Consider the following 14,341-nt stretch of genomic DNA (forward strand, 5'->3'; position numbering starts at 1 on the left):
TCCCAGTTGAAATAGTCAATATGTGGCCGTTCGATTGTCAGGTGATGCGGCGGATGCTGGCGGCGATCTCGTCCGGCTCGAAAATTCGCTTCCAGTCGTCCCTCATGAGAACGGGTTTGCCGAACTCGATCGCCTTGTTGCAGGCGTCCGAGAAGGCGCCTTCGCGCTCGCCGAAGATGACGGAGGCGAGCACGTTGATATGGCCGAGCAGGAAGTCGAGCGCGGCCTGCCGGTCGACCCCGCGGCGCACGACCTCATCGACCCCTTCGCGCATCACTTCCAGCAGCGAAGCACACATGGTCTCGGCCAACGCCGGCTCCAGCATGGCCAGCTGATCCACCGTGACGCGGTGCGAGCGCATCACCGGCGCCCAGATGGTCTTTGCGATCGCCTCGCCCTTGGCGAAATCGCTCTCGGGTCCCTGCATCAGCGCGCTGACAATATGCTGCTTGGCCTTTACGCCGCCGAAATAGTCCTTCTTGGCCTCCATCTCCGTCTCGTCGTTGAAGAGCGGCGGATGGCAGGGGTGGGTGATGAAATAGGTAAGGTCCGGACGATCCGGCAGGTGACCTGCCGCGGGAGCCGCGGCGTCGAGCACGACGACCATGGTGCCCGGCGTCAGCGACTTCTCGATGCCGGCCGCAACCTTGCCGATATGCGTGTCAGGTACGGCCAGTACCACCACGTCCGCGCCATCCAGCGCCTCGCTGACGGAGACGGCGTCGAGCCCAAGCCCCGCCTTCAGGCGCTCGCGCCCGGCCTCGCTCACCTCGACATGGCGAACCTCGTAGGCGGAACCGCGAAAATTTGAGGCTAGCCGATAGCCCATTTTTCCGCCGGCCCCGAACAAGGCGACTCTGGTCATGTCTCGCTCCCAGCATACAAACGGGAAAGTGGCCCGCATTATGAACTGGTATAATGAGTACCTTGTTATCCGACAAGCGGATTTTGGTGAGCGCGGCACTTTTCTCAAACCGCGAAACCATCCATCACGAATCCCCACCGCGGCAGTGGTGATCATGGTCCGGTCCGATTTCATTCGGAAATGCCAGGAAGACCGGTTCCGGCCTTCGCGATCAGGGAATGGACTGGCGGTGCTCACGTGGGTCCCGGTGCTTCGGACCGCCTTGAAGAATCGGGCGCGAAGCGGCCATTCGATGGTCGCGGAGGGCATGGCTCGGATCGCATCCGATGCCGACCGTCTAGAACGCCGGAAGGCGTCCTCTGCTAAACCGACGAAGACGAGGCGGTCGCTGGTCTATCTGCGCGCTTCAGCTCAGGCCGTCTTCGCCAGCACGGACTCGCCCAGCCATGTTCCGATCTTGGCACTGAGTCGATCGGGAGAGACCGGTTTGGGCAGATAGTCGTCCATGCCGGACTCCAGGCACTTTTCGCGATCGCCTTTCAGCGCATGTGCCGTGACCCCGACAATCGGCGTATGCTTGCCCGAACCGCCCTCCAGGTCGCGGATGGCGCGGGCGGCCTGGTAGCCGTTCATCTCCGGCATCGAGACGTCCATGAGGACCAGCTTCGGGCTCAACGTGCGATACATCTCGACGGCCGTGCGGCCGTTGCCGGCGATCCGGTGGGACAGGCCGAGACCGTTCAGTATCTGGCCGAAGACAAGCTGATTCACCTCATTATCCTCGGCCACCAATATGTCGACCGGCGCATTGGCCGGCGCGGCGGTGGTCTCGCGCAAGGCGGCCGGGTTGGCGGTGCGCAAGACAGTGAAGGCCGGCGCATCGCGTTGTTGCTGCGGCAGCGCGGCCTCCCGGACATAATGCACCCGGCCCGCCTGGGTCCGCGCCTTCTGGATCACCGCCACCAGCGTGCCGAGCAGTTGCGCCGAGCGCGCCGGCTTGGTGAGGTGGGCTGCGATGCCGTAGTCGACGATCATGCGCGCATAGTCGATCTGGTCGACGGAGGTGAGCAGCACGACCGGTATGGTCGAAAGGCGGGAATCGGCACTCACTGCCCGCGCGACGTCGCTGCCGCTCATACCAGGCATCTGATAGTCGAGGATGACACAGTCCACCGAGGCGCCGAGCTTGATGGCGCGGTCGAGAAAGGCCAGCCCGATCGCCCCGCTCTCGGCGGCTGCGCAGTCAAAACCCCAACTGCGTAGCTGCTCCAGCAGGATGTCGCGATTGACCGGATTGTCGTCTATGACCAGTACACGCGCGCCAGTGATGTCGACCGGCACCGGATCGGCGATCGAGTCGACCTGGTGGATCGGCAACGGCACCGAAAACCAGAATACCGAACCGCGACCGACTTCGCTTTCGACGCCGATGCGTCCGCCCATCAGGTCGACCAGGCTGGCGGCGATGGCCAGTCCGAGCCCGGTTCCCTCATGTCGGCGTGTCGACGAGCCGTCCACCTGCGCGAATTTCTCGAACACGGTCTGCAGTTTCTCGGCCGGGATGCCGATACCGGTATCCTCGACCCGCAGCTTAAGCGTCAGCTTCTCGTCGGCAACCTCGCCGGTCACGTCGACCAGCACATGGCCCCGCTCGGTGAATTTCACGGCATTTCCGAGCAGGTTGGTGACGATCTGACGGAAACGGCCGGCGTCGCCGATCACGTGTGTCGGCAGGCGAGGGTCGACCCGCACGATCAGTTCGAGATTTTTTTCCGCCACGCGCGACGAGATCAGCGTCGCCACATCCTCGACCGCCTCTGCCAGCCGGAAGGGCGTCGGATCGAGCGTAAGCTGGCCGGCATTGATCTTTGAAAAATCCAGGATGTCGTTGATGATGGTGATCAGCGCGTTGCCGGACTTGACGATGACGTCTGTGAAAGTCCGCTGGCGGGGCGTCAGATCGGTCTTGGCGAGCAGTTCTGCCATGCCCAGCACGCCGTTCATGGGCGTGCGGATCTCGTGGCTCATATTGGCCAGGAACTCCGATTTCGCACGGTCCGCCGCTTCGGCGAGGTCAAGCGAGCGCTTCGTTTCGGAAAAGGCCCGGCGAATGGCGTTCTCCATCGGCCGGAATATCCAGAAGGCAACGAAGGCCAGCACCGCCAGCATCAGCACGCTGGAATAGGCCAGCAACCGGTCCGCGCGCTCGGCGGCGGCGACACGTTCGGCGTCGAGCGCGGCGCGTGCCCGCATCAGCAGCGGCTGCGCGAACAGGGAGTTCTGGTTGCGGATCTCGCGGGAACTCCATTCGTCCTTCTGCGTGGCGCCGGCCAGCAAGCCGAGATTGCGCAATATGTCGCGCGACGACCAGAACAGATCGCCGTTCACCGATGCGGATTCGATCTCGCTCTGTGTCGTTGTGGAAAGGCTCGCCCGCACGTTGGCAAGCTGGCCGGAGATCATGTCGATCTGCGCCGCAAGACGCGAGGCATGGTCGGCCGCTGCTGTGCTGAGCTTGCCGCGGGTTTCGTTGTTCCACGTGCCGGTCGCATTTTCTGCGAAGTTCGCGGCGCCGTTGAGATCGCGCGCCAGCGTCGAAAGATCGAGGCCGATGCGATCGACGCTGCGGCGGAAGTCGTTGAGGCTGTTCAACATGAACATGATCGCGGCCGTGCTCAGCGCGAACAGCACCAGGCCGGACAGATAACGCACGCGTACCGATCGGATGAAAGTCGAATAGTTCGGCACGCCCCGCCCCCGGAAAACGGCTAAAATTTTGCCGAGCCGGATTACGCTTTATTCCCCTTAAAAAACCGTTCCAGTGGGAGCTCGATCCCATCGCCGATGGCGCGTTCTGCAGTCTCCGATCCGGTCTGTTTACGTTGCCGCGAGGAGCCATCTTGCGCGCACGTTGGAGCGGGAGCATCCTTGAGGCGGGCCGTGCCGAATTCAGCGTGCCATCCGGATATCCGTGATGTTCACGGCCGGAGCAGTCGCTCGTGCCGGTCGTACCGGTCGGTCGCCCGTTGCGGCCCGTATGGGGTGGTCGCCATGTTGCAGGGTGCCACGATCCACATCACGCCGAGCTGGGTAAACAGCCGGATTCCCATCGACATTGCCTGGGATCCGACACTTCTCAGCCTGTCGCCGAGAGGAGACTGGTGGGGTCAACTCGCCCTGCTGGGGCGGACGGGAACCGACAAGGGCGATTGGGACTGGGACCAGAGCGACCGAAAACTCCTTCTCTGGGTCCCCGTTCCGGCTTCCGGTCACCGGCGGCTTGTCGCCACCATGTCGCAATTCGACATGCCGCCGGTCAGAGGCGCGAGCGGCACCGGCGGTCTCCAACCTGGCATGGTGCCCACCACGCAGCCGGTGCCGTTCGATTGGGTGGTTGGGTGACCAGCATTCAGCGCTGGCGGTCGGCGATGAAACTCGCGGCCGATTTCAGGATCGTCGCGCGTTCGCCGTAAGGTTTCAGCAGCGTATGCGCCTCCTCGACGAGGCCCGCGAGTTGCTCCCGCGCCCATTCGGTTCCGTGAAGCGCGACCAGCGTAGCCTTGCCCGCGGCGGCGTCCTTGCCGGTCGCCTTGCCCATCGTCTCGGTGGTTGCGGTTACATCGAGGAGATCGTCCGCCAACTGGAAGGCCAGCCCGATCGCCGAGCCGAATTCCGCCAGTCGCTCACGATCCGAGGATGCGGCGCCGGCGACGATGGCGCCCGCCTCGCAGGCATGGCGGATCAGTGCCCCGGTCTTCATCGCCTGCAACCTGATGATCCCGGCTTCGTCCGGGGCCGCCTTCTCCGCTTGCAGATCCAGCGCCTGGCCGCCCGCCATGCCGCCATGTCCGGCGGCGCGCGCCAACCCGCTCACCAGCGCCAGCCGCTGTGCCGCTGGCAGGCCGGCCGCGCGGTCGGAAATGATCTCGAAGGCGAAGGTGAGCAGGCTGTCGCCGGCGAGGATGGCGGTCGCCTCGTCGAAGGCCCGATGCACCGTGGGCTGGCCGCGGCGCAGATCGTCGTCGTCCATCGCCGGCAGGTCGTCATGGATCAGCGAATAGCAGTGCACACATTCAAGCGCGGCGGCGACGTGCAGCGCGTCCGCGCTTTCATGGCCGAACAGCGCCGCGCTCTCCAGCAGCAGGAACGGGCGTAGCCGCTTGCCGCCGTTGAGCACGCCGTGCCGCATCGCCGCCATCAGCGCCGGCGGACGGGCGATCTCGCCCTCGGCATCGTGGTCGGAGAGCAGTCTGCGCAACAGCTCCTCGACGGCGCGGGCGCGTCGAAGCAGGGCCTTTTCGAAGTCCTCATGGGCGGAAATCGTCATGCCGACCCGTTTAGGCGATAAGTTGCCGCGGTCAAGCCGGCGCTTGCCGCCCGCCAGCCGTTGCGCTCTCGGTCCGCCGCCTTTATTCGGGTTGACGGAGAACGCGAAGGCGAGTGGCTTGGGCGACACCGTTCAACCGGAAACCGAGGTGCTGGAGGTGGCGGCGAAGGGTAGCGGCCGGACAAGCCGGCCCGGCGTACGCTTCTGGCTGTGGCGCCTGATCAAGATCGCTGTCGTGCTGGCCGTGATCCCGCTGGTGCTGACGATCCTCTACCTGCCGCCTTTCGTCCGCCCGATCTCGACCCTGATGCTGGCAGACCTCGTCACGCTCAAGGGTTACGACCGCCAATGGGTTTCGATCGACGATGTTTCGCCGGTTCTCGTCCATTCGGTCATCATGTCGGAGGATGGCCAGTTCTGCAGCCACTACGGCATCGATCTGGGAGAACTCAGGAAAGTCATTCTCGACCCGCGAGGCCCGTCGCGCGGCGCCTCGACCGTCACCATGCAGACGGTCAAGAACCTCTATCTGTGGTCCCGGCCGTTCGGAACCGCGCGAAAGGCCATCGAACTGCCCTACGCAGCCTATGTCGATCTGGTCATGTCGAAACGGCGCATCATGGAGATCTACCTCAACATTGCCGAATGGGGGCCAGGCATCTACGGGATCGAGGCCGCCGCGCAGCATCATTTCGGCGTTCCGGCAAAAAAACTCACCGCTCGCCAGGCCGCCCTTCTCGCCGTCACCCTGCCCAATCCGATCCTGCGCAACCCGGCAAAGCCGGGGCCCGGCATGCGGCGGCTCGCCAATCGTGTCCAGCGTCTGGCGGCACGCTCCGGCGCCTATGTGCAGTGCCTTGGTTGACGCCGCCCGGGATTTCGCGCAAGCCCGGTCCGCGAAGGCGGTTTTCCGCCGGAACGGCTAAAAAAAATGGCGGCAACGCTGGCCAAAGCCGCTTCGCGCGTGTATAGGCACGCCGAATTTCTCATACCGGCCCGGAATGCGCGGCTCCTTCTGCCAGAGCAGCCGGGTCCATTGACCGAAGGAACACAACAATGGCTGTGCCAAAAAGAAAGACCTCGCCTTCGAAGCGTGGCATGCGTCGCGCCGCCGACGCGCTGAAGGCCCCGACCTATGTCGAGGACAAGAATTCCGGCGAGATGCGCCGCCCTCACCATGTCGATCTGAAGACCGGCATGTATCGCGGCCGCCAGGTGCTCGAGCCGAAGGAAAGCTGAGCCTCGCACCGGCATTTGCCGACTGGTTGAAGGACCGGCCTCGCGCCGGTCTTTTTGCGTTTGGCTGGGCGTGCCGCTCCCCATCGGGCTTGACGCGATCCGCCCCGGCTGGAAAGACGATTGCGCCTCGAGCGACAGGAGAGCCGACATGCTGGGCATGGTTCCGCTGCTGATCATCCCTTTCCTGCTCTACAATCTCGGCCTCGCCGGCCTGTTCGGCGGAACCGCGACGGACCCGTTCTCGACCGGGATCTTCTCGCTGACGATGATGTCTGGCGGCGTCTGGACCATGACGGCCGGCGATCTTCTCATCGTCGTCGCGCTGGTGCTGTTGTTCATCGAGATGATGAAGTCGACGCGCTCCTCCAATGCCTCGATCATCGACCACCTGCTGTCCACCTTCGTCTTCGTCGCCTTCCTCGTTGAGTTCCTGCTGGTGCGTAACGCCGCGCATCCGGTCTTCTTCACACTGATGATGATTGCGCTGATCGACGTGCTGGCCGGCTTCTCCGTCACCATCCGCACGGCCGGCCGTGATTTGAACCTGGACCACTGACCGTCGCGGGGAGCGCGGAGATGGCCACAGGCGAAGAAACCGGCAGGGCGGCGAAAGGCGGTCTCGGGCGGTTCTTCGCGGCGCGATGGAACGGCGAGATTGCACTGGAGCGCCTGTTCTGGCGCGATGCGCTGCTCACCGGGACGGCGATCAACATCGTCACGACCATCGCCTCGCTGGCGCTGTTCGTGGCCAAGGCGCCGGCCGCCGTCGCCGTCACGGTCTATCTGGCGCCACTCCCCTACAATCTTTTCCTGGCCTTTTCGGTATGGCGCACCGCCGAACGCCAGCGCAGCGGCGCCACGGCTCTCTTCTATCAGATGGCGGTGATCGCCTGGTTGATCGTGGCGATCCTGATCTGAGCGGCCATTCTCAACCTGAGCCGTCTGAATCTCAGTCGGTGATCGCCGCGAGATAGCGTGCGACCGATCGTTCGAACACCCGCCGGCCGTCGCCGATGACGTTGTTGTCCCACCAGCCGCCGTAGATGTCGTCGAAGTCGAGACCCGCCAACGCCGCCTCAATGCCGCGGACTTTGCGTGCATTGAGCGGAATGTGATTGGGATAACTGTACATGAAGGAGACCCACCGCCGTGTCGGCGTCACCTGCACGATGTCTCCCGCAAGCAGTGCGTTGCCGCCCGGTCGCTTCCAGTGAAGCACCTGCCCTCCCTCGAAATGGCCGCCACAACGCACCAATGTAAGCGACGCGTTGAGCGCCAGCCTCTCGCCGTTCCAGAACCGCACGGCCGGATCGGGCCGCATCACCCATTGGCGCTCGGCTTCGTGAATGTGGATCGGCACGCCGCCGAAGGCCCGGCTCCAATCGACCATCGCCGCGTAGAAATGCGGGTGCGAAATGGCGATGGCCGAAAGCCCGCCGCGCCTATCGATTTCGGCGACGGCTTCGTCGCTCACCATGCTCGTGCAGTCCCAAAGCACGTTGCCGTGCGGCGTCTCGGCCAGCAGGGCGCGCTGGCCTATGGCGAAACACGGCGAAATACCGCAGCCGAGCACGCCGGCGTCGTCGCGCATCTCCAGTCGGTGCGAGGCGGCGAGTTCGGCCGGCGTAGTCCAGGCCTGCCCGTCCCAGCGCACCCATTGCCGCTCGTCCTCGCAGATCGGGCAGCGGGCCGGCGGGTCAGCGCCTTCGGTGAACTGAGTTCCACAGGTGACACAGATAAAGGCTGTCATGGCGGATATCCCGTTGAAGGCCGGAGATCGAAGTCACGCCCCACGGGTGCGGGCAGGTTGGTCGCCCGCGTGCGAACAGCTTCAGGCCGCCGGCTCGAAGTTCAGGGCAACGCCGTTGATGCAGTAGCGCAGATAGGTCGGCGGCGGACCGTCCTCGAACACATGGCCGAGATGGCTGCCGCAGCGCGAGCAATGGCACTCGGTGCGCACCATGCCATGGCTGCGGTCGACCGTGGTTTCGACCGAGCCGGGAACGGGATCGTTGAAGCTTGGCCAGCCGGTGCCGCTCTCGAACTTCAGCTTGGATTCGAACAGCGGCTGGTCGCAGCCCGCGCATTTGAAGGCGCCGGCGCGCTTCTCGTGGAGCAGGGCGCAACTGCCCGGCCGCTCGGTGCCGTGCTGGCGCATGATGTAGTACTGCTCTGGGGTCAGTTTCGCGCGCCATTCGGCGTCGGTCCGGGTGACGGGATAGGTGTTGCCGTCCATATCATTTCTCCAAAAACTTGGGGGCGTCCTCTTTTCGCGCAAATATAGGCATTCGTTACACCCTTCCACCATGGCAATTGCCACACGGACGGTGCGGGCAGGCACAGCCAACAAAAAACCCGGCGCGAAGCCGGGTTTTTCAAGGGTTTAGCGAAACGAAGCGGATTACGCCGCCTCTTCCTGCTCGGCTTCCTCATTATCGGCCTTGGCGCCACGCTTCGGCCCCTTGGCGAGGTTGGCCTCGATCATGCGGACCGCCTCGGTCTCGGAGACACGGTTCACCGCGGCGATCTCGCGGGCCATGCGGTCCAGCGCCGCCTCGTAGAGCTGGCGCTCGGAATAGGACTGCTCGGGCTGGTTCTCGGCGCGGTAGAGGTCGCGCACCACCTCGGAGATCGAGATGAGATCGCCGGAATTGATCTTCTGGTCGTATTCCTGAGCGCGGCGCGACCACATTGTGCGCTTGATGCGCGCGCGGCCCTGCAGCACTTTCAGCGCGCGGTCGACATAGTCGGTCTCCGACAGCTTGCGCATGCCGATGGCGGTGGCCTTGGCGACCGGCACCTTGAGACGCATCTTGTCCTTGGCGAAATCGATGACGAAGAGCTCGAGCTTGTGGCCTGCCACTTCCTGCTCGTCGATCGAAACGATCTGGCCAACGCCGTGAGCCGGGTAGACGATGAACTCCCCGCTTTTGAAACCGTGACGGACCGGGGACTTCTTCTGCACCTGTGTCGTTGCCATTACGCCCTGCACTCCTGTTGCGCCGCCGGCACCGCGTGCCGGCCGGCAATTGGATCGGCCTTCCGCCGAACGAGAATTGCCCTCAGACAGCAAAACGTTTCCGGAAAAGCACGCGCTGGGTTAAAGCCGAAACGGCTTAACCCAGGCCCAAGTTGCCTTGGTCCGGAGCGGAATTTCCACCTTTCAGTGATAGAGGCTCTTCGCCATTGAACGACGACGTGTCTGCGGCATGTTTTTTTCGGATAGCATAAAAACGGGCAAGAATCAAGAATTTACTGCACCCGCGAAGACGCGCCGCAGCGCAAGGCCCTTATCCGGCCTTCGCGCAGTTTCTTAAAATGCCCGACGCGGGTGGTGGCGTCAGTCGCCTTCGCCCGGCTCGGCCGAAAAATACTGCTCGAACTTGTTCTCCTGCCCGTCGAACGCCTTGGCGTCTGGCAATTCGTCCTTCTTGACCGTGATGTTCGGCCATTTGGAAGCGTATTCCGTATTGATCTGCAGCCATTTGTCCAACCCCGGCTCGGTGTCGGGCTTGATGGCGTCGGCCGGGCATTCCGGCTCGCAAACGCCGCAATCGATGCATTCGTCGGGGTGGATGACGAGCATGTTCTCGCCTTCGTAGAAGCAGTCGACCGGACAGACCTCGACGCAATCGGTGTACTTGCACTTGATGCAGTTGTCGGTGACGACGTAGGTCATAACGAGGCTCCGGCGGATCGCCGCTTATCGGTCAAGGGTGACGTAATTGCTTTGTCGCGGGCTGGCAAGGGTTGCCTTTGCACCGGTAAGCCGCAGGCTGCAATGACGTTTCCGCCGCCCGTGCGCACTTCGGCGGTTGTCACGAATGATCGCGCAAACGGTCGGTCTGCCGCCGCTCCTTCTTGGTGGGGCGGCCACTGCCGAGGTCGCGCACGGCCGGAAGGGCATCCGGCAGCGGTTTCTCGCTGGCAGGAGGCGGCGAGAGGTCTTCGTAGAGGGTGCGGGCCTCCTCCGCCGGGCCGCGCCGGTTGCCGGGCAGAAGCACCCGGTAGACCAGGATGCGGAGATCGAGAGTGATCGTCAGCGTATCGCCGGGCTGGACAAGATCGGAGGCCTTGTCGGACTTTTCGCCGTTGATGCGCACGCGGCCGGCCTGCGCCAGCTTGGCTGCGAGCGACCTGGATTTGACGGCGCGCGTGAAAAATAGCCATTTATCAACGCGTTGCCGGGCTTCGGCCATCTACTTTTTCAGTTGATCGCGCAGGGCGGCGAGTTTTGCGAAAGGCGAATCCGGGTCGAAACGGGCGGGTTTTTCTTCCCGGGGCTTCGACTGGAAGACCGCCTTCCCGCCGTCCTTGCGTCGGTTGTCGGGGCGCTCACCGCGCTCCGGACGCTCTCCGCGCTCGGCCTGCGGACGGTTGCCGTCGGGCTTGCCCTTGAACCGCTCGCGGTCGAATTTCGGTTTGTTTCCAAAGCGTTGATCGCCCTGCGGCCGGTCCCTGCCCTGCCCCGGCGCGCCGTCAGGCCGGCCCTGGCGCGGGCCGCGCGCGTCACGCTGACCATCGGCGCGCTGGCCTTCGCTCTGCTGGCCGTCGCGGCGCGGGGGCCGCTGCTGACCGTCGCGCTGCCGGCCGTCATGCTGCGGGCGGTTGCGGTCGCCGTGACGATGGCGCGGACGGTGCTCGAAACGCGCAGGACGCCACAAAAGCAATGGCTTAGGTTCTTCCGCGGGCGTTTCGGCGGCAGCTTCGGCAGGGGCGTCGGACGCAGCGTCGGAAGATGCGTGAAGTCCGGAAGATAGAGGTTTTTCAACCACTTCTTCGGAAGTTGAAGGTCCTTCCGGCTGAATCGCTTCGCTCGAGGCCGTTTTTTCCGGCTCAAGTGTTGCGTTTTCGGCGATCGCGCCTTCCGAGCGAGGCTCCGGCGTTGCATCTTCGACTGCCTGCGCAGGCCCGGCCTCGATCTCGCCTATGACCTCTCCGTCCGCCGACTGGATTGCGGTCTGATCGGCAGGCACCTCATCCACGGTCGCATCGACAGACAGCGTTTCGGCGGTTTCATCGATGGCCGCCTCACGGGCAATCTCGTCGCCAGCTTCGGCCTCCACCGTCCCGAGGGCGGCGTCGGGAGCAGCGTCGTCAGCAGCGGCCGAAAGCCGTTCGGATGCGTCCGCTTCAGCCGCGATAGCGGACCCGGTCGCATCGCCGGTCTCGACCGAAGCCAAGGTCTCGACCATGGCGGTCTCGTCGCCCACGGAAGGCGCGACCGCCGCCGTGCTGGCTTCCGACTCGGCGGCGATGCCGGCATCCGTCCCGGCCGTGGCCTCTCTTGCCGCCTTTTCGGCGGCTGCCCGCTCGGCGGCGGCGGCGCGCTCGGCGGCAGCCTTCGCGGCGGCCTCCCGCGCAGCAAGGTCGAGCACTTCGAGGCGGGCCTTGACGTCCGCCGCCGGTTTCGCCTCGGAGCGGTAGCCGAGACCCTTGAGGATTTCCTCGATGTCCTCGCCGGTGGCGCCCAAAATGGACATCATCGCCGGCGTGACCAGGAACGCGCTGCCGTCATAGGCGCCGTCGGGGCGAAGGCCGGTGGAGCCGGGCTTCCACGAGAGCGCCGGACGGATGAGATCGGCGAGGCGCTCGAGGATGTCGACGCGCACGGCGCGGCGCCCCAGCATGCGGAAGCCGGCGAGGCCGTAAAACGCCTTGTCGAAGGCAGCGTTGACCAGCACCGAGGTACGGCCGGCCGCCAGCATGTGGACGATGTCGCCGAAACCGGGCTTGTCCTTGCCGTCGTTCTTCAGTGCCCAAAGCAGGGTTATGATGCTGGCAGGCGCCGGCTTGACCAGCGCCGGGATGAAAATGTGGTAGGCGCCGAAACGCACGCCCAGCCGGCGCAGCGCGGCGCGGTTCTCCTGGTCGAGCGACTTCACTTCCTCGGCGATCTCGCGGCGGCTGATCAGGCCGAACTGCTCGACCAGCCGGAAGGCGATGCCGCGCGCGATGCCGGTCAGTTGCTCGGCCTGCTTCAAGTCGAAGAGCGGCTTCAGCACCGTCTCGATCTGGAAGTTGACGAAGCGCTCGGCGCGCGCCGCCACCTTGTCGCGGGCGGGGCCGGTGAGCTGTTCGTCGGCGAGCACGATGACGCGCGGCTTCAGCGGGTCTTCGGTGGCGGCAAGCGTTCCGATCGGCGAGCCTATCCAGCGCAGGATGCCGTCGGAGGCGAGCGCGATGTCGTGATTGCCCGACAGCGAGAATTTTTCGGCGCGCGCCTCGAACTCGGCGGCAAGCGCCTTCTGCGCGGCTGCCTTGATCGCCTTGCCGTCCTCGCCCGCCGCCGCCTGGTCGGCGGTAAAACGGAACCCTTGCAGATCGCCGACGTGATGGCCTTCCACCATCACGGTTCCGGACGAGTCGATTTCGGCTTCAAGCATCGTATTTTCTCTCAGGCGTCGCATGAGGACGGAAGTCCTGCGATCAACGAAGCGTTTCGTCAACCGCTCATGCAGCGCATCCGACAATCTGTCCTCGATCTCGCGCGTTTTTTCTTGCCAGTGCAGCGGATCGGCCAGCCAGCCAGCCCGGTTCGACACGTAGGTCCAGGTTCGGATCTGGGCGATGCGGTTGGACAGCGTGTCGATGTCGCCCTCGGTGGAATCGGCGCGACGCACCTGTTCGGCCAGATAATTCTCGTCGACATGGCCGCGCCGCGCGAGGTCCATGTAGAGCGAGGCGACCAGCTCCGAATGCTGGGCCGGCGCGATGCGGCGATAGTCGGGAAGCGAGCAGACGTCCCACAGCAGCGAGACGCGGTCGCGTCCGACAGCGAGCTGGCGGATGTCCGGATCGCGGGCAAGCTGCTCCAGCGCTCGCGCGTCGACCGCCGGCAAGGCGCGCGTCAGCCCCTCGACCGGAGCCACGGTCTCGATCGAATGCCGCAGCGCGTCGACGCTGGAAAAATCGAAACGCGCGGTGCGCCATTGCAGCACCTTCACCGGCTCGAAGTCGTGGCTCTCGATCTTCTCGACCAGATCCTCGTCGAACGGGTCCACCTGGCCGGTCACGCCAAAAGTGCCGTCGCGCAGGTGCCGGCCGGCACGGCCGGCGATCTGGCCGAGCTCGGCCGCCGTCAGCGCCCTGTACTGGAAACCGTCGAATTTCCGGTTCTGAGCGAAGGCGACATGGTCGACGTCGAGATTGAGCCCCATGCCGATGGCGTCGGTGGCGACGAGGTAGTCGACGTCGCCGGACTGGTAGAGCGCCATCTGCGCGTTGCGGGTGCGAGGGCTGAGCGCGCCGAGCACCACCGCCGCGCCGCCGCGCTGGCGGCGAATCAATTCGGCGATGGCGTAGACCTCGTCGGCGGAGAAGGCGACCACCGCCGATCGGCGCGGCAGCCGCGTCAGCTTCTTCGAGCCGGCATAGGCCAGATGCGACAGGCGGGGACGGGTGACCACCGAAATGCCGCGCAGCAGTCTCTCCAGAATGCCGCGCATGGTGGCAGCGCCGAGCAGCAGCGTTTCCTGCCGGCCGCGCAGATGCAGGATGCGGTCGGTGAAGATATGGCCGCGCTCAAGGTCGCCGGCGAGCTGGATCTCGTCGATGGCGACGAAGGCGGCGTCGGTCTCGCGCGGCATGGCTTCCACCGTGCAGACCGAATAGCGCGCGCCGACCGGCACGATTTTCTCCTCGCCGGTGATGAGCGCGACCTTCGCGGCGCCGACCTTTTCGCAGACGCGGGCATAGACCTCGCGCGCCAATAGCCGGAGCGGCAGGCCGATGACGCCACTTTCATGTGCCACCATGCGCTCGATGGCGAGATGGGTCTTGCCGGTGTTGGTCGGCCCCAGAACGGCGGTCACATCGCGCCCGGAGAGGATCAGCGGGTCGGTCTTGAACTGGTGGACATTCATCGGATCGGAAATCGGCCCTTCGTCAGGGTTGCGGCGCCCGGACAC

The 14,341-nt window shown here is 64.8% G+C and carries 14 protein-coding genes; 5 read left to right on the forward strand and 9 right to left on the reverse strand.

Annotated elements, in window-relative coordinates; genetic code table 11:
- Nucleotides 1-37 precede the first annotated feature (37 nt).
- Both RB623_RS07855 and RB623_RS07860 read right to left on the reverse strand, forming a co-directional pair.
- The gene (locus RB623_RS07855) at nt 38-865 is read right to left on the reverse strand and encodes a phosphogluconate dehydrogenase C-terminal domain-containing protein (RefSeq protein ID WP_308056225.1); all 828 of its coding nucleotides are present in this window, start codon (nt 863-865) and stop codon (nt 38-40) included.
- 411 nt (nt 866-1,276) lie between these two features.
- Nucleotides 1,277-3,613: a response regulator gene (locus RB623_RS07860; protein ID WP_308056226.1), complete on the reverse strand. Its 2,337-nt coding sequence runs from the start codon at nt 3,611-3,613 to the stop codon at nt 1,277-1,279.
- Between the two features lie 303 nt (nt 3,614-3,916).
- On the opposite strand from RB623_RS07860, the gene RB623_RS07865 reads away from it, so the two are divergent.
- Entirely contained in the window at nt 3,917-4,267 is a 351-nt protein-coding gene (locus RB623_RS07865) for a hypothetical protein (RefSeq protein WP_308056227.1), read from the forward strand.
- 7 nt (nt 4,268-4,274) lie between these two features.
- On the opposite strand, the gene RB623_RS07870 is transcribed toward RB623_RS07865, so the two are convergent.
- Nucleotides 4,275-5,192, reverse strand: coding sequence for a farnesyl diphosphate synthase (locus RB623_RS07870; RefSeq protein ID WP_308056228.1), 918 nt, complete (start codon nt 5,190-5,192; stop codon nt 4,275-4,277).
- Between the two features lie 118 nt (nt 5,193-5,310).
- On the opposite strand from RB623_RS07870, the gene RB623_RS07875 reads away from it, so the two are divergent.
- The 4 genes from RB623_RS07875 to RB623_RS07890 all read left to right on the forward strand — a co-directional run bounded on the left by RB623_RS07875 (nt 5,311) and on the right by RB623_RS07890 (nt 7,349).
- Complete coding sequence (locus tag RB623_RS07875) at nt 5,311-6,057, forward strand: transglycosylase domain-containing protein (protein ID WP_308056229.1); 747 nt, start codon at nt 5,311-5,313, stop codon at nt 6,055-6,057.
- Nucleotides 6,058-6,248: 191 nt separating this feature from the next.
- Complete coding sequence (rpmF, locus tag RB623_RS07880) at nt 6,249-6,431, forward strand: 50S ribosomal protein L32 (RefSeq protein ID WP_024922770.1); 183 nt, start codon at nt 6,249-6,251, stop codon at nt 6,429-6,431.
- A gap of 148 nt (nt 6,432-6,579) precedes the next feature.
- Nucleotides 6,580-6,987: a hypothetical protein gene (locus tag RB623_RS07885; protein WP_308056230.1), complete on the forward strand. Its 408-nt coding sequence runs from the start codon at nt 6,580-6,582 to the stop codon at nt 6,985-6,987.
- A 20-nt stretch (nt 6,988-7,007) separates the two neighbouring features.
- Entirely contained in the window at nt 7,008-7,349 is a 342-nt protein-coding gene (locus tag RB623_RS07890; protein ID WP_308056231.1) for a hypothetical protein, read from the forward strand.
- 31 nt (nt 7,350-7,380) lie between these two features.
- Here RB623_RS07890 and RB623_RS07895 read toward each other — a convergent pair whose 3' ends face one another.
- From RB623_RS07895 to RB623_RS07920, 6 genes are all read right to left on the reverse strand, one after another.
- Nucleotides 7,381-8,181 (reverse strand): MBL fold metallo-hydrolase, encoded by an 801-nt coding sequence (locus RB623_RS07895; RefSeq protein ID WP_308056232.1) that lies wholly within the window; start codon nt 8,179-8,181, stop codon nt 7,381-7,383.
- A gap of 81 nt (nt 8,182-8,262) precedes the next feature.
- The gene (gene msrB, locus RB623_RS07900; RefSeq protein WP_308056233.1) at nt 8,263-8,667 is read right to left on the reverse strand and encodes a peptide-methionine (R)-S-oxide reductase MsrB; all 405 of its coding nucleotides are present in this window, start codon (nt 8,665-8,667) and stop codon (nt 8,263-8,265) included.
- A gap of 165 nt (nt 8,668-8,832) precedes the next feature.
- Nucleotides 8,833-9,411 (reverse strand): CarD family transcriptional regulator, encoded by a 579-nt coding sequence (locus RB623_RS07905; RefSeq protein ID WP_308056234.1) that lies wholly within the window; start codon nt 9,409-9,411, stop codon nt 8,833-8,835.
- A gap of 360 nt (nt 9,412-9,771) precedes the next feature.
- Complete coding sequence (fdxA, locus tag RB623_RS07910) at nt 9,772-10,110, reverse strand: ferredoxin FdxA (RefSeq protein WP_308056235.1); 339 nt, start codon at nt 10,108-10,110, stop codon at nt 9,772-9,774.
- 139 nt (nt 10,111-10,249) lie between these two features.
- Nucleotides 10,250-10,630 carry an RNA-binding S4 domain-containing protein gene (locus tag RB623_RS07915; protein WP_308056236.1) on the reverse strand — a complete coding sequence of 127 codons (381 nt, stop codon included), beginning with the start codon at nt 10,628-10,630 and terminating at the stop codon, nt 10,250-10,252.
- Nucleotides 10,631-14,296, reverse strand: coding sequence for a helicase-related protein (locus RB623_RS07920; RefSeq protein ID WP_308056533.1), 3,666 nt, complete (start codon nt 14,294-14,296; stop codon nt 10,631-10,633).
- Nucleotides 14,297-14,341: the final 45 nt, after the last annotated feature.

It is taken from the genome of Mesorhizobium sp. LHD-90 (genome assembly GCF_030929505.1).
Taxonomy (GTDB): Bacteria; Pseudomonadota; Alphaproteobacteria; order Rhizobiales; family Rhizobiaceae; genus Kumtagia.

Excerpts from the sequence above, each read along its gene's own strand:
- RB623_RS07855 (WP_308056225.1), bottom strand. The coding sequence starts at position 865 with ATGACCAGAGTCGCCTTGTTCGGGGCCGGCGGAAAAATGGGCTATCGG.
- RB623_RS07865 (WP_308056227.1), top strand. The coding sequence starts at position 3,917 with ATGTTGCAGGGTGCCACGATCCACATCACGCCGAGCTGGGTAAACAGC.
- RB623_RS07870 (WP_308056228.1), bottom strand. The coding sequence starts at position 5,192 with ATGACGATTTCCGCCCATGAGGACTTCGAAAAGGCCCTGCTTCGACGC.
- rpmF (WP_024922770.1), top strand. The coding sequence starts at position 6,249 with ATGGCTGTGCCAAAAAGAAAGACCTCGCCTTCGAAGCGTGGCATGCGT.
- RB623_RS07885 (WP_308056230.1), top strand. The coding sequence starts at position 6,580 with ATGCTGGGCATGGTTCCGCTGCTGATCATCCCTTTCCTGCTCTACAAT.
- RB623_RS07890 (WP_308056231.1), top strand. The coding sequence starts at position 7,008 with ATGGCCACAGGCGAAGAAACCGGCAGGGCGGCGAAAGGCGGTCTCGGG.
- RB623_RS07895 (WP_308056232.1), bottom strand. The coding sequence starts at position 8,181 with ATGACAGCCTTTATCTGTGTCACCTGTGGAACTCAGTTCACCGAAGGC.
- msrB (WP_308056233.1), bottom strand. The coding sequence starts at position 8,667 with ATGGACGGCAACACCTATCCCGTCACCCGGACCGACGCCGAATGGCGC.
- RB623_RS07905 (WP_308056234.1), bottom strand. The coding sequence starts at position 9,411 with ATGGCAACGACACAGGTGCAGAAGAAGTCCCCGGTCCGTCACGGTTTC.
- fdxA (WP_308056235.1), bottom strand. The coding sequence starts at position 10,110 with ATGACCTACGTCGTCACCGACAACTGCATCAAGTGCAAGTACACCGAT.
- RB623_RS07915 (WP_308056236.1), bottom strand. The coding sequence starts at position 10,630 with ATGGCCGAAGCCCGGCAACGCGTTGATAAATGGCTATTTTTCACGCGC.
- RB623_RS07920 (WP_308056533.1), bottom strand. The coding sequence starts at position 14,296 with ATGAATGTCCACCAGTTCAAGACCGACCCGCTGATCCTCTCCGGGCGC.